Source organism: Variovorax ginsengisoli (assembly GCF_030811835.1).
GTDB classification, from domain to species: Bacteria; Pseudomonadota; Gammaproteobacteria; order Burkholderiales; family Burkholderiaceae_C; genus Variovorax; species Variovorax ginsengisoli_C.
This window is the reverse complement of sequence record NZ_JAUSRO010000007.1, coordinates 145,292-161,916: the sequence shown is the minus strand read 5'-3', so window position 1 is coordinate 161,916 and position 16,625 is coordinate 145,292. Positions and strand designations below refer to the sequence as shown.

Below are 16,625 nucleotides of genomic sequence, written 5' to 3'. Positions count from 1 at the left end.
GCCGTCACGCGTTCAGCGGCAAGGCCACGCCCAGCAGCGCGGCGGCGGCATCGGCCGTCTGGCGCACCGCTTCGAGCGTGGGGCCGGTCACGTTCAGGTGGCCCATCTTGCGGCCACGCCGCGCGTCGGTCTTGCCATAGAGGTGCAGGTGGGTGCCCGGCAGCGCGAGCACCTCGGCCCAGCGCGGCGCGACGGCTTCGTTGCCGGCAGCAAACCAGAGGTCGCCCAGCAGGTTGAGCATGATGCAGGGGCTGTGCTGGCGCGGCGCGGTCAGCGGCAGGCCGGCGAGCGTGCGCACCTGCAGCTCGAACTGGGACACGTCGCAGGCATCCATCGACCAATGGCCGCTGTTGTGCGGACGCGGCGCCATTTCGTTGACGACCAGGCGGCCGTCGGCCAGCACGAAGAATTCGACGCACAGCACGCCGACATAGGCCAGGCCGTCTGCGATGGCGCGGGCCGCCTGGATGGCGCGCGTCGCCACGGCCTCCGGCAGGCTGTCTGCGTGGACCTCCGTCACGGCCAGGATGCCGTTGCGGTGCAGGTTGCGCTGGGGTGTCAGGTGGACCATGGCGCCGTCCTGGCCGCGCGCCACGATCACCGAGCATTCGAAGTCCAGCGGCATCAGTTGTTCAAGCACGCAGGGCACGCCGCCGCTCGCGTCCCAGGCCTGGGCGAGTTCGGCGCGTGTGGCCACGCGCTGCTGGCCCTTGCCGTCGTAGCCCAGGCGCGCGGTCTTGAGGATGCCGGGCAGCAGGTCGTCGGCCACGGCCGCGAGGTGGTGGGCGTTCTCGATGACCGCATAGGGTGCGCATTCGACGCCGCAGCGCACGAAATGCGCCTTTTCGCGGATGCGGTCCTGCGCGATCGCCACCGCGGGCGCGCCAGGCGACACCGGCCGCAGCACGGCCAGGTGCTCCAGCGATGGGGCCGGCACGTTCTCGAATTCGGTGGTCACGGCGTCGGCCAGGGCAGCCAGGCGGGTCAGGCCGTCGGCAGCGTCGTAGTCGGCATGCACGTGGTGATGGCTCACACGGCCCGCCGGGCTGTCGGCGTCGGGGTCGAGCACGGCCGTGAAGTAGCCCATGCTCTGGGCAGCGTGCACGAACATGCGGCCCAGCTGGCCGCCACCGAGCACGCCGAGCGTGGCGCCGGGCAGCAGGGGCGCGAGGGTGCCGGTGTTGCCGCTCACAGCGCGCCTCCGCCCTGTGGCGTGAAGACCGAAGCCGTGGCAGGCGCGCCGGGCGTCGCCGCGCTGTCGGGCGGTGGCAGCGTCATCGCGGTGGCCACCGCCGTCTGGCGCGCGCGGAATTCGTCGAGCTGCGCGCGCAAGGCGGGGTTGCCCACCGCCAGCATCGCGACGGCGAACAGTGCGGCATTGGCGGCGCCGGCCGTGCCGATGGCGAAGGTGGCGACCGGCACCCCCTTGGGCATCTGCACGATGCTGTAGAGCGAATCGACGCCCTGCAGATGGCGGCTGGCGACCGGCACGCCGAGCACCGGCACGGTGGTCTTGGCGGCCAGCATGCCCGGCAGGTGCGCTGCGCCACCGGCGCCCGCGATGATGGCACTGAGGCCGCGCGGCGCGGCGCTTTCGGCGTAGGCAAACAATTCGTCGGGCATGCGATGGGCCGAGACCACGCGGGCCTCGTGGCCGATGCCGAATTGCTGGAGAATCTCGACCGCGTGACGCATCGTCTCCCAATCGGAGTTCGAGCCCATCACCACACCGACCTGAATTGTTTGGTTCATGGTTCCAATTTTACGTTTCACCCTCACCTTCCCCCGATGATCGACATCACCCTCGAAAATTTTCAGTCCGAACTGGTCGAAGGCTCGGCCACCACGCCGGTGCTGCTGGACATCTGGGCCGAATGGTGCGGACCCTGCAAGCAGCTCGGCCCGGTGCTCGAACAGCTCGAGACCGAGTACGCCGGCCGCTTCACGCTGGCCAAGCTCGACGCCGACAAGGTGCCGCAGATCTCCACGCAGCTCTCGCAGATGTTCGGGGTGCGCAGCATCCCCTTCTGCGTGATGTTCGTGGGCGGCCAGCCGGTCGACGGCTTCGTCGGTGCCATTCCGGCCGACAAGATTCGCGAGTTCCTCGACAAGCATGTGCCTGCCGCCGAAGAGCTGGAAGCAGCGGCTGAAGAAGAAGCCGCGCTGGAAGCGCTGGCCGAAGGCGACACCGACGGCGCACTCGAAAAGCTGCAGAACGCCGTGGCGACCGACCCGGCCAACGATGACGCACGCTTCGACCTGGTCAAGCTGCTGCTGCAACTCGGGCGCATCGACGAGGCCAAGGTCGCCTTCGCGCCGGTCATCGCCCGCACGTCGCTGGTGCGCCGCTTCGACGCCCTGCAGCGCTGGATGGACGCCATCGACTTCGCCGCGCCCGTGGTCGGCGAGGTGCCCACGCTGGCCGAGGCCGACGCGAAGATTGCCGCGACCAAGCGCGACTTCGACGCGCGCTTCGCTCGCGCCCAGCTGCTCATGGCCGACCAGCGCTGGACCGACGCCATGGACGAGCTGCTCGAAATCCTCATGCGCGACAAGGCCTGGAGCGACGACCTCGCCCGCAAGACCTACATCGCCATCCTGGAGCTGATCGAGCCGCCCAAGGTCAAAGTGGCCGACGGCCAGATTCCGCCGGACGACCCGACGGTGGCCACGTACCGCCGGCGCCTGAGCTCGGTCGTGCTGAGCTGAGCCCAACCACAGCGTCGTCTGACGCGTTGCGTTTGCATCGAATGTACGCATAGCGTATATTCGATCGCATGAACACGCCGCAACAGAGCTTTCTCCGCGACGCCATGCGGCGTCTGAACCTCACGCGAGAGGCTTTCGCCCAGCGCATCGGCGTGAGCCGGCGTGCGCTCGATACCTGGCTGCTGCCTGATGGTTCTCAGGAATCGCGCGGCATGCCCGACATCGCGCAGCGCTTCATCACCGAAATCCTGGCACAGCAGCAGGCCGGTACAGCATCTACGCAAAGCGTACATTCCACGGACTTGCGCGACCGCATTTTGTTCGAAGGCCGTCCGCAGCTGCTCACCGTCGACCAATTCTCACGCGACTCTGTCGAAGCGCTGTTTCGGGTGGCCGATGTGATGCAGCCCATCGCGCGGCGCCAGAAGATCTGCCGCGTGCTCGAAGGCGCCGTGCTCGGCAACCTGTTCTTCGAGGCCAGCACTCGCACGCGCGTGAGCTTCGGCGCGGCCTTCTGCCGCCTGGGCGGCTCGGTCTGCGACACCACCGGCTTCACCTTTTCGTCCATGGCCAAGGGCGAGTCGATCTACGACACCAGCCGCGTGATGAGCGGGTATGTCGACGCGATGGTGGTGCGCCATCCCGAGCAGGGTTCGGTGGCGGAATTCGCGCGCGCCACGAACATTCCGGTGATCAATGGCGGCGATGGCGCGGGCGAGCATCCGAGCCAGGCACTGCTCGACCTGTACACCATCCAGCGCGAGTTCTCGCGGCTCGGCCGCATCGTCGACGGGGCGCACGTCGCCTTCGTCGGCGACCTGAAGTACGGCCGCACGGTGCATTCGCTGGTCAAGCTGCTGGCGCTCTACCGCGGCATGAAGTTCACGCTGATCGCACCTGCGGCGCTCGAGCTGCCCGCCTACCTGGTCGAGCATATTGCCCGAGGCGGTCATGTGGTGGTGCAGACCGCCTCGCTCGCCGAGGGCCTGCAGGGCGCCGACGTGGTGTATGCCACGCGCATCCAGAAGGAGCGCTTTGCCGCCGAAGAGTCCTTCGAGGGCTACACGCCCGACTTCCAGATCCACCAGGCGCTGGTCAACGCGCACTGCAGCCCCCACACGCTGGTCATGCATCCGTTGCCGCGCGACGGCCGCCCGGGGGCCAATGACCTGAGCACCGACCTCAACCACGATCCACGGCTGGCCATCTTCCGCCAGACCGACAACGGCATTCCGGTGCGCATGGCGCTGTTCGCGGTGCTGATGGGCGTCGAGCGCCAGGTAGCGCATTCCCTGCGCGACGCGGGCTGGCGCGCGCCGGCCATGCTGGGCCCGGACGACGCGGCCTTCGACGCGCTCGACGGCTGACGCCGCCGCATCGGGCATCTGCGCATTACCATGTCGCCCACGCAGCTTTTCGACTTTCCCGCCCCTCCGACCGAAGGACACCGACCATGCGCCAACCCGCCCGCCTTGCCGCGTCTGCCATCGTGCTGGCCGCCACGACCCTGCTCGCCGCCTGCGCGGCCAGCGTGAGCCTTGACGAACCGATCGAGGGACGGGACTGGCGGCTGACCCGCGTGGGCACGCAGCCGGTGGCGCTGGGCGGTGATCCGCAGCGCGATGCGCAGGTGCGTTTCGACGGCGCGCGCGTGAGCGGCTTCAGTGGCTGCAACCAGCTCACGGGCGACTACGAGCGCAGCGGCAACCGGCTGAAGATCGGACCGCTGGCCGCCACGCGCATGGCCTGCACCGACCCCACGCGCAACGCGATGGAAAGCAGCTTCGTGGGCGCGCTGCAGGGCACGGCCAGCTACAGCCTGCTGGGCCGGCAACTGTCGCTCAATGACAGCGCCGGGCGAACGCTCGCCGTGCTCGATTCGGGCCGCTGAGCAAGATGCCTGCTCAGTGACCCGCGCGTTCAGCCCGTGAGGCGTTCGAGCGCTTCGCGGTACTTGGCGGCGGTCTTCTCGATGACCTCGGCCGGCAGGCGTGGCGCGGGCGGCGTCTTGTCCCAGGGCTTGCCGTTGACCTTGGTCGCCTCCAGCCAGTCGCGCACGAACTGCTTGTCGTAGCTCGGCGGATTCGCGCCCGTGCGCAGCGCTTCCTCGTAGCCTTCGATGGGCCAGTAGCGCGAGCTGTCGGGCGTGAGCACTTCGTCCATCAGCACCAGCGTGCCATCTTCGTCCAGGCCGAACTCGAACTTGGTGTCGGCAATGATCATTCCGCGGGCCAGCGCAATCTGCGCGGCCGCCTCGTAGATGGCAATGCTGATGTCGCGGATCTGCTGGGCGAGCAGCGGACCGACCACGGCCACCACCTGGTCGTAGCTGATGTTCTCGTCATGCTCGCCGGCCGCCGCCTTGGCCGCGGGCGTGAAGATCGGACGCGGCAGCTTGCTCGCGTTGGTCAGGCCCGGCGGCAGCGGCACGCCGCACACAGCCTGGTTCTCCTGGTACTCCTTCCAGCCGCTGCCGGCGAGGTAGCCGCGCACCACGGCCTCGACCGGAATGGGTTTCAGGCGCTTGACCAGCATCGAACGGTCCTTGACCTGCCCGACCTCGGCCGGCGTGACCACGCTCTCGGGCGCATCGCCGGTCAGGTGGTTGGGACACAGGTGGCCCAGGCGCTCGAACCACCACAGCGCCATCTGCGTGAGGATCACGCCCTTGCCGGGGATCGGCTCGCCCATGATCACGTCGAAGGCGCTCAGGCGGTCGCTCGCCACCATCAGGATGCGGTCGTCGCCGACGGCATAGTTGTCGCGCACCTTGCCGCGCGCGAGCAGGGGCAGGCTTTCAATGGAAGATGTGTGGACGGTCGTCATGACAAAAGCAATCGAATAAAACGGACGGCGGGAAGGCCGATTGTGCTCGCACAAAAAAGCCACCGCATGCGGTGGCCTCGTGAAGCGGGGCGAAAAACCCCGGATGAACGCCGTCGATCAGGTGATCGAGGCCTGGTAGATCGACTCGATCGCCTTGTCCAGCGCCGCGTTGAATTCGGCGTCGGACTGCTGGGCGCTCAGGCCTTCGGTCAGCGCGCGGCTGAAGCTGGCGATGATGCCGGGGTTGCGCGCCAGGTGCACGTTGGCCTCGTCGCGGGGGTAGCCACCGGACAGGGCCACGACGCGCACGACCTTCGGATGCGCCACGAGTTCACCGAAGAAACCTTCGACGGTCGGCAACGTGAGCTTGAGCATGACCTTGGCATCGGCAGGCAGTGCGTCCAGGCGCTGCAGGAAACCGGCCTTCAGCAGCGCTTCGGCTTCCTTCTTGTCGGCCGCGCCGATCGACACTTCGGGCTCCAGGATGGGCATCAGGCCGGCGGCGAGAATCTGCTGGCCCACGGCGAACTGCTGGTCGAGCACCGCGGCGATGCCCTTTTCGTTGGCGGCATTGACCACCGAGCGCATCTTCGTGCCGAAGATGCCCTTTCCCACGGCGCGCTGGAGCAGGGCGTCGAGTTCAGGCATCGCCTTCATGAGTTGCACGCCATCGGCTTCGTCGGCCAGGCCCTTGTCGACCTTCAGGAAAGGCACGACCTGTTTCTTGTCCCAGAGGTAGGTGGCCGCATCGATACCGTCGATCTGACGGTCCATCGTGGCCTCGAACAGGATGGCGCCCAGCACGCGCTTGCCGTCGAAGGCAGGGCTGGTGACGATGCGGCTGCGCATCGCGTGCACGAGGTCGAACATCTCGGCATCGTTGCTGTAGGCACTGGCTTCGACGCCATACAGCTTGAGTGCCTTGGGCGTGCTGCCACCACTCTGGTCGAGTGCAGCGATGAAGCCTTTGCCGCTGGAGACTTTGTTCAGTTGTTCCTGATTCACTGTGTCGCTCTCTCATTCTTGGCCGTGGGCACGGCACTGGGGGATGGGTGGGAAGGGTGGGAAAGGGAATCGTCAAAGATTGTATCGGTGGTGTCCGGCGCCAGTCCAACGAACGACAGGATGGGGGGCAGCACCGGCCCGCCGATCCAGCGGATCGGCTTGGCCATGGCGCCGATCAGCGTGACGTGGCTCAGGTTGTCGAATTCCCGGGTCTGCACCTTCACGCCGGCCGCGCGCAGCAGCCGCGCCATCTGCTGGGTGTTGCGCACCGGGTCGACCAGGTTGTCCTTGCTTGCGGCCATGAGCAGCGCGGGCGGCGAGCCGGCTGTCGCATGCTCGATGGGCTGCGAATCCTGCGGCGTGCGCGGCCAGTTGAAAGCCACCTGCGCCTCCGGATTGCCGATCGGCAGGAAGTCGTAGGGGCCGGCCAGGCCGATCCAGCCGGCGAGCTGCTTCGGGCTGGCGCCCACGTCGCCGAGCCAGCGCGCATCGAGCGCCAGCATCGCCGCGTTGTAGGCACCCGAGCTGTGGCCCATCACATAGACGCGCTGCGGGTCCGCGCCCAGGCGCGCCGCGTTGTCCAGCCCCCACCTCATCGCCTGCGCGCTGTCCTGGACGAACACGGGATAGGTCGCCTGCGGCGACAGCCGGTAGTCGGGCACCACCACCACGGCACCGCGCGCGGCCAGCGCTTCGCCGACGAACTTGTAGCTGGCACGGTCGCCATGGCTCCAGGTGCCGCCGTAGAAGAACACGATCAGCGGCCGCCGGCCAGCGGGCGGCGCCGTCTGCGCCAGTGGCTGGTAGACGTCCAGCTGCTGACGGGGCTCGGCGCCATAGGCGATGCCGGTCTGCACTGTGAAGGTGTTGTCGGGCGTCAGTCGATTGACCAGCTTGACGGGCGAACACGCCGACAGCAGGGTGACCGCTGCGGCCAGGGCGACCACGGCCAGTATGGGCCGGGACGCACGGGGAAAGAAGGGAATGGTCATGGACTCAGTACGCAAGCCGGGCAGCGCCGGTTTCGGACAATCCAAAACGCCAGCGCGCCGACCCGGCGCGGGCGGATGCTGGCCGCCCGCGCAGCGGCAGCCGGTAGGACGCGGCTGCCAATGCGTGCAGGCGGCGACTGAACCGTCGTTCGCGGCTCAAGTCGCCTGGCAGATCTTCAGCATGTTGGTGCCGCCGGGTGCGCCCATCGGTTCGCCGCAGGTGATGGCATAGACGTCGCCGCTCTGGACGATGCCGCGCTTCTTCAGGTGCGCCTCGGCATGCTCGAGCGCCGTGTCGCGGTCGGTGTGCGAGTCCATCAGGAGCGGGCGCACGTTGCGGTACAGCGCCATCTTGCGCTGCGTGGCCAGGCGCGAGGTGAGCGCGTACACGGGAATGTGCGCCGAGTGGCGGCTCATCCACAACGGCGTCGAGCCCGATTCGGTCAGCGCGACGATCGCCTTGGCGCCCAGGTGGTGCGCGGTGAACAACGCGCCCATGGCAATGGCCTGGTCGATGCGGGCGTAGGTATGGCCGCTGAAATCGGTGTCGCGCGCGGTGTCCTCGGCCTGCTCGGCAGCCTCGCAGATGCGGCTCATCTCCTGCACGGTCTCCAGCGGGTAGCGGCCCGACGCCGTCTCGGCACTCAGCATGACGGCGTCTGTGCCGTCGAGCACCGCATTGGCCACGTCGCTCACCTCGGCGCGGGTGGGCACGGGGTTTGTGATCATCGACTCCATCATCTGCGTGGCGGTGATGGCGACCTTGTCCATCTCGCGCGCCATGCGGATCATGCGTTTTTGCAGCGCAGGCACGGCCGCATTGCCGACTTCGACCGCCAGGTCGCCGCGCGCGACCATGATGCCGTCGCTCGCACGCAGGATCTCTTCGAGCTTGGGAATGGCCTCGGCCCGCTCGATCTTGGCGATCATCCCCGGCCGGTGGCCGAACTCGGCGGCCGCCACGTTGCACAGCTGGCGCGCCATTTCCATGTCGGTCGCGTTCTTCGGAAAGCTCACGGCCACGTAATCGGCCTGGAAGCTCATCGCCGTCTTGATGTCCTCCATGTCCTTGGCCGTGAGCGCCGGTGCGGTCAGGCCGCCGCCCTGCTTGTTGATGCCCTTGTTGTTGGACAGTTCGCCGCCCAGCACCACGGTGGTCATGACGGCCTCGCCCTTGACGGCGTCGACCTTCAGCACGATCAGCCCGTCGTTGAGCAGCAGGCGGTCGCCGGCCTTCACGTCGCGGGGCAGGTCCTTGTAGTCGAGGCCCACTGCGTCGACCGTGCCCGGCTCGGTGCGCGACGCGTCGAGCACGAACTTCGCGCCCGGCTCCAGCCAGACCTTGCCGTCGGCGAACTTGCCCACCCGGATTTTGGGACCTTGCAGGTCGGCCATGATCGCGACTTCGCGGCCGGTCTTGCGTGCGGCTTCCCGCACCATGGCCGCCCGCGCGATGTGGTCCTGCGCCGTGCCGTGGCTGAAGTTCAGCCGGACCACGCTGACCTTGCTCAGGATCATCTGCTCGAGCAATTCGGGCGTGTTCGAGGCCGGGCCGAGGGTGGCGACGATCTTGGTGGCGTGGCGCGGAATACGGACGGTGTCCATGCATTTCTCCTTGTATTTGGCTTTTGGCACAATTCTCACATGCGGGTGCTGCGTCATCCGACACGCAAAAGCTTGCGCAGACAACTTGCGGACGTTTGATCCCGGTCAGAACTCCCTCCCGATGATGACGGTACGGTGCTGCTCCTGCGCCGTAGTTCTTCCTTTTTCGCCCTTTTTTTATGCAGACTTCCCTCGAACCTGTCGATCTCACGCCCCTGGCACCGGAAGTACCCCTTCCGCACCGCAAGGTCATCCGCTCCTGGCTGCTGCCGCTGGCCGAGCGCAGCACCTGGCGCGCCCTGGTGCTGCTGGCGATCGACTACGCCCTGTTCTTCGGCCTGATGACGGCGGTGGTCATGCTCGAATCGGGCTGGCTCAAGCTGCTGTGCGGCCTGGCGGCGGGCTTCGTCATCGGCCGGCTGTTCATCATCGGCCACGACGGCTGCCACCAGAGCCTGACGCCGCACCGCCGGCTCAACAAATGGCTCGGGCGCATCGCCTTCCTGCCCTCGCTGACGCCTTACAGCCTCTGGGACATGGGGCACAACGTCGTGCACCACGGCTTCACCAACCTCAAGGGCGTCGACTTCGTCTGGGCACCGCTCACCCAAGCCGAGTACGAGGCGCTCTCGCCCTCGCGGCGCCTCATGGAGCGCCTCTACCGCAGCGGCTGGGCGCCGGGCGTCTACTACATGGTGGAGATCTGGTGGCGCCGCATGGTCGCTCGTGACCGCACCACCAATGCCGAACGCCCGGTGTTTTCGCGCGACTGCTGGCTGGTGTGCAGCTTTGCCGCCGTGTGGTTCGCCACGCTGGTGGCCGCGGCGCTGGCGACCGACCAGTCGGTGGCGATGCTGGTGGGCACGGCCTTCGTGGTGCCGCTGCTGTTCTGGTTCGCCATGATCGGCTTCGTGGTGTACGTCCACCACACGCACGTCAAGGTGTCCTGGCATGACGATCGCGCGGCATGGCAGCGTGCCCAGCCTTTCGTGTCGACCACCGTGCACCTGACTTTTCCGTTTCGCATCGGCTCGCTGCTGCACCACATCATGGAGCACACGGCGCACCACGTGGACATGAGCATTCCGCTCTACAAGCTCAAGGCTGCGCAGGCGCGCATCGAGGAAATGCTGCCCACGCGCATCGTGGTGCAGCGCTTCTCGTGGCGCTGGTATTTCAGCACCGCACGCCGCTGCAAGCTCTACGACTTCACGCGTCGCTGCTGGACCGACTTCAAGGGCCACGCGACCAGCGAGCCGCGCCCCCTGCCGGTGTAAGTCAGCTCGCGCGCCGGGAAAGGATCTCGAAGGCCGGCAGCGTCTTGCCTTCGAGGATTTCCAGGAAGGCGCCGCCGCCGGTCGAGATGTAGCCGACATCCTTCTCGATGCCGTACTTGGCGATGGCCGCCAGCGTGTCACCGCCGCCGGCGATCGAGAAGGCCTTGCTCTGGGCGATGGCGCGGGCGATGGCTTCGGTGCCGTGCGAGAAGGCCTCGAACTCGAACACGCCGACCGGGCCGTTCCACACGATGGTGCCCGCTTCGCGCAGCTGCGCGGCCAACATCTCGGCAGTCTTGGGGCCGATGTCGAGGATAAGGTCGTCCTCGGCCACCGCGTCGGCGGCCTTGACGGTGGCGGCCGCATCAGCCGCGAAGGTCTTGGCCGTGACCACGTCGACCGGGATCGGCACCGCCGCGCCGCGCGCGCGCATCGCCTCGATCACCGCCTTGGCCTGGTCCAGCAGGTCGGGCTCGGCCAGCGACTTGCCGATCGACAGGCCCGAAGCCAGCATGAAGGTGTTGGCGATGCCGCCGCCCACGATGAGCTGGTCGACCTTCTCGGCCAGCGCCTTGAGAATGGTGAGCTTGGTGCTGACCTTGGAGCCGGCGACGATCGCCACCAGCGGCCGCGCGGGGTGTGCCAGCGCCTTGGTGATGGCGTCGATCTCGGCGGCCAGCAGCGGGCCGGCCGAGGCGATCTTCGCGAACTGGGCGATGCCGTAGGTGGTGGCTTCGGCGCGGTGCGCGGTGCCGAAGGCGTCGTTCACGTAGATGTCGCAGAGCGCGGCCATTTTCTTGGCAAGCGCTTCGTCGTTCTTTTTCTCGCCCTTGTTGACGCGGCAGTTCTCCAGCAGCACGACCTGGCCGGGCGCCACGTCGACGCCGTCGACCCAGTTGGCCACCAGCGGCACCGGGCGGCCGAGCAACTCGGCCAGGCGCTCGGCCACCGGTGCCAGCGAGTCCTCGGGCTTGAAGGCGCCCTCGGTCGGGCGGCCGAGGTGGGACGTGACCATCACCGCCGCACCGGCGTCGAGCGCGGCCTGGATGCAGGGCACCGAGGCGCGCACGCGCGTGTCTTCGGTGATGCGGCCGGCGTCGTCCTGCGGCACGTTGAGGTCGGCACGGATGAACACGCGCTGGCCGGCGACTTTGCCTTGGGCACAGAGATCGGAGAAACGGATGACGTTCATGGGAAGAAGGCTCGGAGTTGAAAAATCTGCAATTCCGACGATTCTAGGAGCCATGCACGCCCGCGCGGCGTCTCCTGTGCTTCGTTACCAGCCCAGGCCCAGGTGCAGCGGCAGATAGACCGCCATGCCGACCACCATGGTGCCCAGCACGCCGCGGCGCCAGAAGAACCAGGCCGCGCCGGCCACCGCAGCGTAAAGCCGCGCGTCCTGCCAGGTGGCCACCAGGTGCCCCTGCGTCATCACGATCTCGGGGATGACCACGGCCGAGAGCGCCGCCACGGGCGCGTAGTGCAGCGCGCGATGGGCCCAGTCGGGCAGGCCCCAGGGCCGGTCGAGGATGAAGAAGAAGCAGCGCGTGAGTACGGTCACGCAGGCCAGCCCGACGATGATCGCGAGCGTCCAGAAGTCGGTGCTGCCGTCGCCCAGCTTCATCGGTCGTCCTCCGCGCTGGCGTCGAGGCCGAACTGCTTTTCCATCCAGAAGCACAGCAGCACGGCCACGCCGATGCCGGTGACGATGTTGAGCTTCAGGGGCAGCGCATAGGCGGCCACCGCCGTTGCGCCGGCAATGAGTGCGGCGACCACGCGCAGGCGCGAGGTCGCCATCGAGCACAGGATGCCCAGCAGGCTCAGCACACCGGCGAAGCCCAGGCCCCAGGCCTGCGGGATGAAGTTGGCCAGCGCAATGCCCAGCAGGCTCATGCTCATCCAGGCGCACCAGGTGACGAAGTAGCCGCCCGTCAGGAAGGCCTCCTGTGCGGCCTCCTCGCGCGCACCCTGCGGCGGTTGCGCATAGCGCGCCGTGAACACCGCGTAGCTCAGGTCGGCCGTGAGGTAGCCGTGCGTGAGACGACGCCAGCGCGGCATGTGCATGAGGTAGGGCCGCAGGTGCAGGCTGAAGACGACAAAGCGCAGGTTCACGCAGAAACCCGTGGCCAGCACGACCCAGGCCGGCGCACCGGCCACCAGCAGCGGAATCGACGCCAGCTGCGAGCTGCCCGCATACACCAGCAACGTCATGGCGACCGACTCGACCACGCTCATGCCCGACTTGAGCATGGCCACGCCGGTCATCAGGCCCCACGCGCCGATGCCCACGGCCATCGGCGCCATCACGCGCATGCCGTCGAGAAATTCGGGCTGGCGCCGGACCGATCGAAAGAAGAACATCAGCCGAAGACCTGCCCGACCTTCACGTCGAAACCGCGCAGGAAGTCGGCCGCCGCCAGGCGCTTGCCGCCCGCGCGCTGGAGTTCGGTGAGCACGATCACGCCATCGCCGGTGGCCACGTGGATGCCGGCCGGACCGACCGCCAGCACGGTGCCCGGCGCCTCGCCCGCAGGGCCGGCACCGCCAACGGCATCGGGCTGCCGGTGTGCCGCCCAGAACTTGACGGTTTCCCCATCCAGCGCGCTGCTGGCGCCCGGAAACGGGTCGAACGCGCGCACCCGACGCACCAGCGTCGCGGCGTCCTGGGTCCAGTCGATCTGCGCCTCGTGCTTCTCGACCTTGTGCGCATAGGTCACGCCCTCGACGGGCTGCGGCGTGCGCTGCAGCGTGCCGGCCGCGGCCCGCGCCAGTGCATCGACGATCATCCGGCCACCGAGCCCGGCCAGGCGGTCGTGCAGGCGGGCCGTGCTGTCGTCGCCGATCGCGATGGCCTCGCGCAGCAGCATGTCGCCGGTGTCCAGACCGGCATCCATCTGCATGATGGTGACGCCGGTTTCGGTGTCGCCCGCCTCGATCGCGCGGTGGATCGGCGCGGCGCCCCGCCAGCGCGGCAGCAGGCTCGCGTGGATGTTCAGGCAGCCCCGGCGCGGGGTGTCGAGCACCCACTGCGGCAGGATCAGGCCGTAGGCGGCCACGATCAGCACGTCCATGTCGGCGGCCAGGATCGCCGTGCGGCCGACCTCGGCCTCGTCGGGATACTTGCCGTCCAGCCGCAGGCTGCGTGGCTGCGCCACCGACCAGCCGTGCGCCAGCGCACACTGCTTGACCGGCGAGGCCTGCAGCTTCATGCCACGGCCGGCGGGCCGGTCGGGCTGGGTCAGCACGAGCACGATCTCGTGCCCGGCGGCCTGCAAGGCTTCGAGCGCCACGCGCGCGAACTCGGGCGTGCCCGCAAATCCGACCCGCATGCGCGTCACAGCGGAAGCCGTTCGAGCTGGAGGTCGTCGCCGGTGTGATACCGCACGACCCGACCACTGCGGTCGACGTAGATGTAGAGCAGGCGGCGGGCGTTCATCGCCTTGTAGCGCCAGGTCCAGACCTTGCCGTCGAAAGACGAGACTTCGGTGATCTCGAAGGGCCGGCCGTAGCTGCGCAGCACGTCGACTTCGGTCCACGCGCCCGGCAATATCGTGCGATCGAACAGACGCTCGTCGAGCTCCTGGCGCACTTCGCGCACACGGCCCGACGCGTCGAGATCGACGTTGTTGACTTCGTAACCCGCAGGTGCCCGCGAATACTGCAGGCGTTCACCCTGGGCACCCAGCGAATAGATCGCCGTCGGCGTGCCCAGTTGCTGCAGCGCCTGCGCGCGCGTGCTGCCGGGCGCCAGCCGCGTCGGCTCGCTCGCGCAGCCGGCCAGGGCCAGCACGGTGACCATCAGGACCGCACCGGCCGTCGTGCAAGGCAGCCTCAACGTCGGCCTTCGTCGCGTTCGTCGGCACGCTGCTGCTTGAGCAGCTTGCTCTTGATGCGGTTGCGCTTGAGCGGCGACAGGTATTCGACGAAGACCTTGCCCAGCAGGTGATCGAGCTCGTGCTGCACGCAGACGGCCAGCAGGCCTTCGGCCTCCAGCGTCCGCGGCTCGCCCTCGGCATCGAGCGCGGTCACGCGCACCGCGGTGGAACGCTCCACGCCGTCGTAGATGCCGGGCACGGACAGACAGCCTTCCTCGTTGAGGACCTTTTCGTCGCTGGCCCAGACGATCTCGGGATTGATGAGCACGAGCGGCTGGTTGCGCTCTTCGGACACGTCGATGACCACCAGCCGCTCATGCACGTCGACCTGGGTCGCTGCCAGGCCGATGCCGTTGGCGTCGTACATGGTCTCCAGCATGTCGGCGACCAGCGCCTTGATCCGCGCGTCCACGCCCTGCACGGGCTTGGCGACCGTGTGAAGGCGTTTGTCGGGAAAACTCAGGATGGTTCTTTTGGCCATGACGGGCAGTGAGGGTAAATCTTCTGCCATTTTCGCCAATTCCTGGACACCCTGCCGCCCACCTGCACCATGAGCGTGCCCGTTCAAGGGATTCGCCCTTAAATTCGCCGCCAATTGTAAGAATTTGGAGGCCAATGAATTCCGTTTCGCGTTGCTTTCAGCGCCAGGACCGCTCACGAAACGGCCGGTGGACCGGCTTGCTGGTGGCATTGGCGGTCGTGGGTCCCGGTCCGATCCGGGCCCAGGACACACCCCTTGTTCTCGTCGATCCACAGGCGGTCGTCGGCGCCGCACGCATCGTCGCGGGGCCCGAAGGCCGCGCGCTGCTCACCCGTGGCGACCTTGCCTACGCACAAGGCAGCGCGCAAACGCCGTTGTCCACCGCCAGCGAGGCCCCGAGACAATTCCGCGTGCTGCGCCGCGCAGACATGGACCTGCACAACCCAGCAGCAGGCACGCCGTTCGGCGAGGAAGTGCGGCTCGTCGGCACCGCACGGCTGCGGCGGGCCGAATCGGCGCCCCCGACCGACATCGACGGTCGGGCCCAGCGACAGGCCCGGCCCGCGGTGATCGAGATCGTGACTGCGCGCGAGGAAGTGCGCGTGGGGGACTTGCTGGTGCCCCTGCCCTGAATCACGGGGCCATCCCCTTCTCTTCTGCTTCTCTTCTGCTTCTCTCTCTTTCCCCATCCCCCGAGCCACGCCCCATGGAACGCGACGAACTCTCCGATTGGCTGCGCCTGCAACTCACGCCGGGTGTCGGCGACCTCAGCGCGCGCAGGCTGCTTGCGGCCTTCGGCTTGCCCGGCGAGGTGTTCGGCCAGCCCGAGCATCGGCTGCGCGAGCACCTCACGCCGGCCCAGACACGCGCCGTGCAGCAACGGCCCGACGGGTTCGACGCGCAACTCGCACGCACCTGGCAGTGGCTGCAGGGCAGCGAAGCCGATGGCGCCGTGCGGCGCATCGTGACCTGGGACGACCCGACCTACCCCTCGCTGCTGCTGCAAACCGAAGACCCGCCCCCGATGCTCTACGTGCTCGGCCCGGCGGCCTTCGACACGCGCGATCTCGGCCGGAGCATCGCGATCGTCGGCAGCCGCAATCCGACCCCGCAGGGCACCGACAACGCCCGGGCCTTCGGCCGCGCCCTGGTCGAAGCGGGCATTCCGGTGATCTCGGGCCTGGCGCTGGGGGTCGACGGTGCGGCGCATCTTGGCGCGCTCGAAGGCGCCGGCGACCGCGCGATGCTCGCGACCGTGGCGGTGGTCGGCACCGGCCTGGACCGCGTGTATCCGGCTCGCCACCGTGCACTCGCTCACCGCATCAGCGCGCAGGGGCTCATCGTGAGCGAGTTCCCGCTGGGCACGCCGCCGCTGCACCAGAACTTCCCCAAGCGCAACCGCATCATTGCCGGCATGTCGCGCGGCACGCTGGTCGTCGAAGCTGCACTGCTGTCAGGCTCGCTCATCACGGCGCGCTTGGCCATCGAACAGGGACGCGAGGTGTTCGCGATTCCCGGCTCGATCCATTCGCCGCAGTCCCGGGGCTGCCATGCGCTGATCCGCCAGGGAGCCAAGCTGGTGGAAACAGTCCATGATGTGCAGGAGGAATTGCCCATGACCGCCCTGCCCGACGACACGCCAGAGTTGCCTTTTGCAGGCACTGCGCACGACCCCGACGCTGCCAGCCTGCTGGCAGCGCTCGGGCACGACCCGGTCGGCCTCGACGCCTTGTGCGCCCGCACCGGCTTCAGTGCAGCAGACCTGCAGGGCAAGCTGCTGGAACTGGAACTCGACGGCCATGTCGCCCGCCTGCCAGGCGGATTGTTTCAACGCGTGGCGCGCGCCTGAGGCGCA

Annotated in this window: 18 protein-coding genes; 6 read left to right on the top strand and 12 right to left on the bottom strand. The window is 68.1% G+C overall.

What is annotated here, in order from left to right:
• Positions 1-4: 4 nt before the first annotated feature.
• Positions 5-1,192, bottom strand: coding sequence for a 5-(carboxyamino)imidazole ribonucleotide synthase (locus tag J2W36_RS12725; RefSeq protein WP_307690104.1), 1,188 nt, complete (start codon positions 1,190-1,192; stop codon positions 5-7).
• A complete protein-coding gene (purE, locus tag J2W36_RS12720) occupies positions 1,189-1,752 on the bottom strand; it encodes a 5-(carboxyamino)imidazole ribonucleotide mutase (protein ID WP_307690103.1) in 564 nt (187 codons plus the stop codon). Before purE ends, J2W36_RS12725 begins: the two co-directional genes overlap by 4 nt.
• Positions 1,753-1,788: 36 nt before the next feature.
• Between purE and J2W36_RS12715 the strand changes: the two genes are divergently transcribed.
• From J2W36_RS12715 to J2W36_RS12705, 3 genes are all read left to right on the top strand, one after another.
• Positions 1,789-2,709 carry a tetratricopeptide repeat protein gene (locus J2W36_RS12715; protein ID WP_307690102.1) on the top strand — a complete coding sequence of 307 codons (921 nt, stop codon included), beginning with the start codon at positions 1,789-1,791 and terminating at the stop codon, positions 2,707-2,709.
• A gap of 68 nt (positions 2,710-2,777) precedes the next feature.
• Positions 2,778-4,076: an aspartate carbamoyltransferase gene (locus J2W36_RS12710; protein ID WP_307690101.1), complete on the top strand. Its 1,299-nt coding sequence runs from the start codon at positions 2,778-2,780 to the stop codon at positions 4,074-4,076.
• 86 nt (positions 4,077-4,162) lie between these two features.
• Positions 4,163-4,600 (top strand): META domain-containing protein, encoded by a 438-nt coding sequence (locus J2W36_RS12705; protein ID WP_307690100.1) that lies wholly within the window; start codon positions 4,163-4,165, stop codon positions 4,598-4,600.
• A 29-nt stretch (positions 4,601-4,629) separates the two neighbouring features.
• On the opposite strand, the gene J2W36_RS12700 is transcribed toward J2W36_RS12705, so the two are convergent.
• From J2W36_RS12700 to pyk, 4 genes are all read right to left on the bottom strand, one after another.
• A complete protein-coding gene (locus J2W36_RS12700; protein ID WP_307690099.1) occupies positions 4,630-5,535 on the bottom strand; it encodes a phosphoribosylaminoimidazolesuccinocarboxamide synthase in 906 nt (301 codons plus the stop codon).
• Between the two features lie 117 nt (positions 5,536-5,652).
• Positions 5,653-6,540 carry a fructose bisphosphate aldolase gene (locus tag J2W36_RS12695; protein ID WP_307690098.1) on the bottom strand — a complete coding sequence of 296 codons (888 nt, stop codon included), beginning with the start codon at positions 6,538-6,540 and terminating at the stop codon, positions 5,653-5,655.
• Positions 6,537-7,532, bottom strand: coding sequence for an alpha/beta hydrolase (locus J2W36_RS12690; protein WP_307690097.1), 996 nt, complete (start codon positions 7,530-7,532; stop codon positions 6,537-6,539). The genes J2W36_RS12695 and J2W36_RS12690 overlap by 4 nt, the downstream gene beginning before the upstream one ends.
• A gap of 156 nt (positions 7,533-7,688) precedes the next feature.
• On the bottom strand, positions 7,689-9,137 hold the full coding sequence (gene pyk / locus J2W36_RS12685) for a pyruvate kinase (RefSeq protein WP_307690096.1): 1,449 nt from the start codon (positions 9,135-9,137) through the stop codon (positions 7,689-7,691).
• Between the two features lie 179 nt (positions 9,138-9,316).
• On the opposite strand from pyk, the gene J2W36_RS12680 reads away from it, so the two are divergent.
• Complete coding sequence (locus J2W36_RS12680; RefSeq protein WP_307690095.1) at positions 9,317-10,414, top strand: fatty acid desaturase; 1,098 nt, start codon at positions 9,317-9,319, stop codon at positions 10,412-10,414.
• 1 nt (position 10,415) lies between these two features.
• Here J2W36_RS12680 and J2W36_RS12675 read toward each other — a convergent pair whose 3' ends face one another.
• The 6 genes from J2W36_RS12675 to def form a co-directional block, all read right to left on the bottom strand.
• The gene (locus J2W36_RS12675; RefSeq protein WP_307690094.1) at positions 10,416-11,606 is read right to left on the bottom strand and encodes a phosphoglycerate kinase; all 1,191 of its coding nucleotides are present in this window, start codon (positions 11,604-11,606) and stop codon (positions 10,416-10,418) included.
• Positions 11,607-11,690: 84 nt separating this feature from the next.
• Positions 11,691-12,038, bottom strand: coding sequence for an AzlD domain-containing protein (locus J2W36_RS12670; RefSeq protein WP_307690093.1), 348 nt, complete (start codon positions 12,036-12,038; stop codon positions 11,691-11,693).
• Complete coding sequence (locus tag J2W36_RS12665) at positions 12,035-12,775, bottom strand: AzlC family ABC transporter permease (protein WP_307690092.1); 741 nt, start codon at positions 12,773-12,775, stop codon at positions 12,035-12,037. Before J2W36_RS12665 ends, J2W36_RS12670 begins: the two co-directional genes overlap by 4 nt.
• Positions 12,775-13,743: a methionyl-tRNA formyltransferase gene (gene fmt, locus J2W36_RS12660; protein ID WP_307690091.1), complete on the bottom strand. Its 969-nt coding sequence runs from the start codon at positions 13,741-13,743 to the stop codon at positions 12,775-12,777. The genes J2W36_RS12665 and fmt overlap by 1 nt, the downstream gene beginning before the upstream one ends.
• A gap of 5 nt (positions 13,744-13,748) precedes the next feature.
• On the bottom strand, positions 13,749-14,249 hold the full coding sequence (locus J2W36_RS12655) for a hypothetical protein (RefSeq protein ID WP_307690090.1): 501 nt from the start codon (positions 14,247-14,249) through the stop codon (positions 13,749-13,751).
• The gene (gene def, locus J2W36_RS12650; protein ID WP_307690089.1) at positions 14,246-14,770 is read right to left on the bottom strand and encodes a peptide deformylase; all 525 of its coding nucleotides are present in this window, start codon (positions 14,768-14,770) and stop codon (positions 14,246-14,248) included. Before def ends, J2W36_RS12655 begins: the two co-directional genes overlap by 4 nt.
• A gap of 134 nt (positions 14,771-14,904) precedes the next feature.
• Between def and J2W36_RS12645 the strand changes: the two genes are divergently transcribed.
• On the top strand, positions 14,905-15,402 hold the full coding sequence (locus J2W36_RS12645) for a hypothetical protein (RefSeq protein ID WP_307690088.1): 498 nt from the start codon (positions 14,905-14,907) through the stop codon (positions 15,400-15,402).
• A 74-nt stretch (positions 15,403-15,476) separates the two neighbouring features.
• The gene (gene dprA / locus J2W36_RS12640) at positions 15,477-16,619 is read left to right on the top strand and encodes a DNA-processing protein DprA (RefSeq protein ID WP_307690087.1); all 1,143 of its coding nucleotides are present in this window, start codon (positions 15,477-15,479) and stop codon (positions 16,617-16,619) included.
• Positions 16,620-16,625: the final 6 nt, after the last annotated feature.

Bases quoted from the DNA above. Each gene is read 5' to 3' on its own strand.
- purE (WP_307690103.1), bottom strand. From the start codon at position 1,752: ATGAACCAAACAATTCAGGTCGGTGTGGTGATGGGCTCGAACTCCGAT.
- J2W36_RS12715 (WP_307690102.1), top strand. From the start codon at position 1,789: ATGATCGACATCACCCTCGAAAATTTTCAGTCCGAACTGGTCGAAGGC.
- J2W36_RS12710 (WP_307690101.1), top strand. From the start codon at position 2,778: ATGAACACGCCGCAACAGAGCTTTCTCCGCGACGCCATGCGGCGTCTG.
- J2W36_RS12705 (WP_307690100.1), top strand. From the start codon at position 4,163: ATGCGCCAACCCGCCCGCCTTGCCGCGTCTGCCATCGTGCTGGCCGCC.
- J2W36_RS12700 (WP_307690099.1), bottom strand. From the start codon at position 5,535: ATGACGACCGTCCACACATCTTCCATTGAAAGCCTGCCCCTGCTCGCG.
- J2W36_RS12690 (WP_307690097.1), bottom strand. From the start codon at position 7,532: ATGACCATTCCCTTCTTTCCCCGTGCGTCCCGGCCCATACTGGCCGTG.
- pyk (WP_307690096.1), bottom strand. From the start codon at position 9,137: ATGGACACCGTCCGTATTCCGCGCCACGCCACCAAGATCGTCGCCACC.
- J2W36_RS12680 (WP_307690095.1), top strand. From the start codon at position 9,317: ATGCAGACTTCCCTCGAACCTGTCGATCTCACGCCCCTGGCACCGGAA.
- J2W36_RS12675 (WP_307690094.1), bottom strand. From the start codon at position 11,606: ATGAACGTCATCCGTTTCTCCGATCTCTGTGCCCAAGGCAAAGTCGCC.
- J2W36_RS12670 (WP_307690093.1), bottom strand. From the start codon at position 12,038: ATGAAGCTGGGCGACGGCAGCACCGACTTCTGGACGCTCGCGATCATC.
- J2W36_RS12665 (WP_307690092.1), bottom strand. From the start codon at position 12,775: ATGTTCTTCTTTCGATCGGTCCGGCGCCAGCCCGAATTTCTCGACGGC.
- fmt (WP_307690091.1), bottom strand. From the start codon at position 13,743: ATGCGGGTCGGATTTGCGGGCACGCCCGAGTTCGCGCGCGTGGCGCTC.
- def (WP_307690089.1), bottom strand. From the start codon at position 14,770: ATGGCCAAAAGAACCATCCTGAGTTTTCCCGACAAACGCCTTCACACG.
- J2W36_RS12645 (WP_307690088.1), top strand. From the start codon at position 14,905: ATGAATTCCGTTTCGCGTTGCTTTCAGCGCCAGGACCGCTCACGAAAC.
- dprA (WP_307690087.1), top strand. From the start codon at position 15,477: ATGGAACGCGACGAACTCTCCGATTGGCTGCGCCTGCAACTCACGCCG.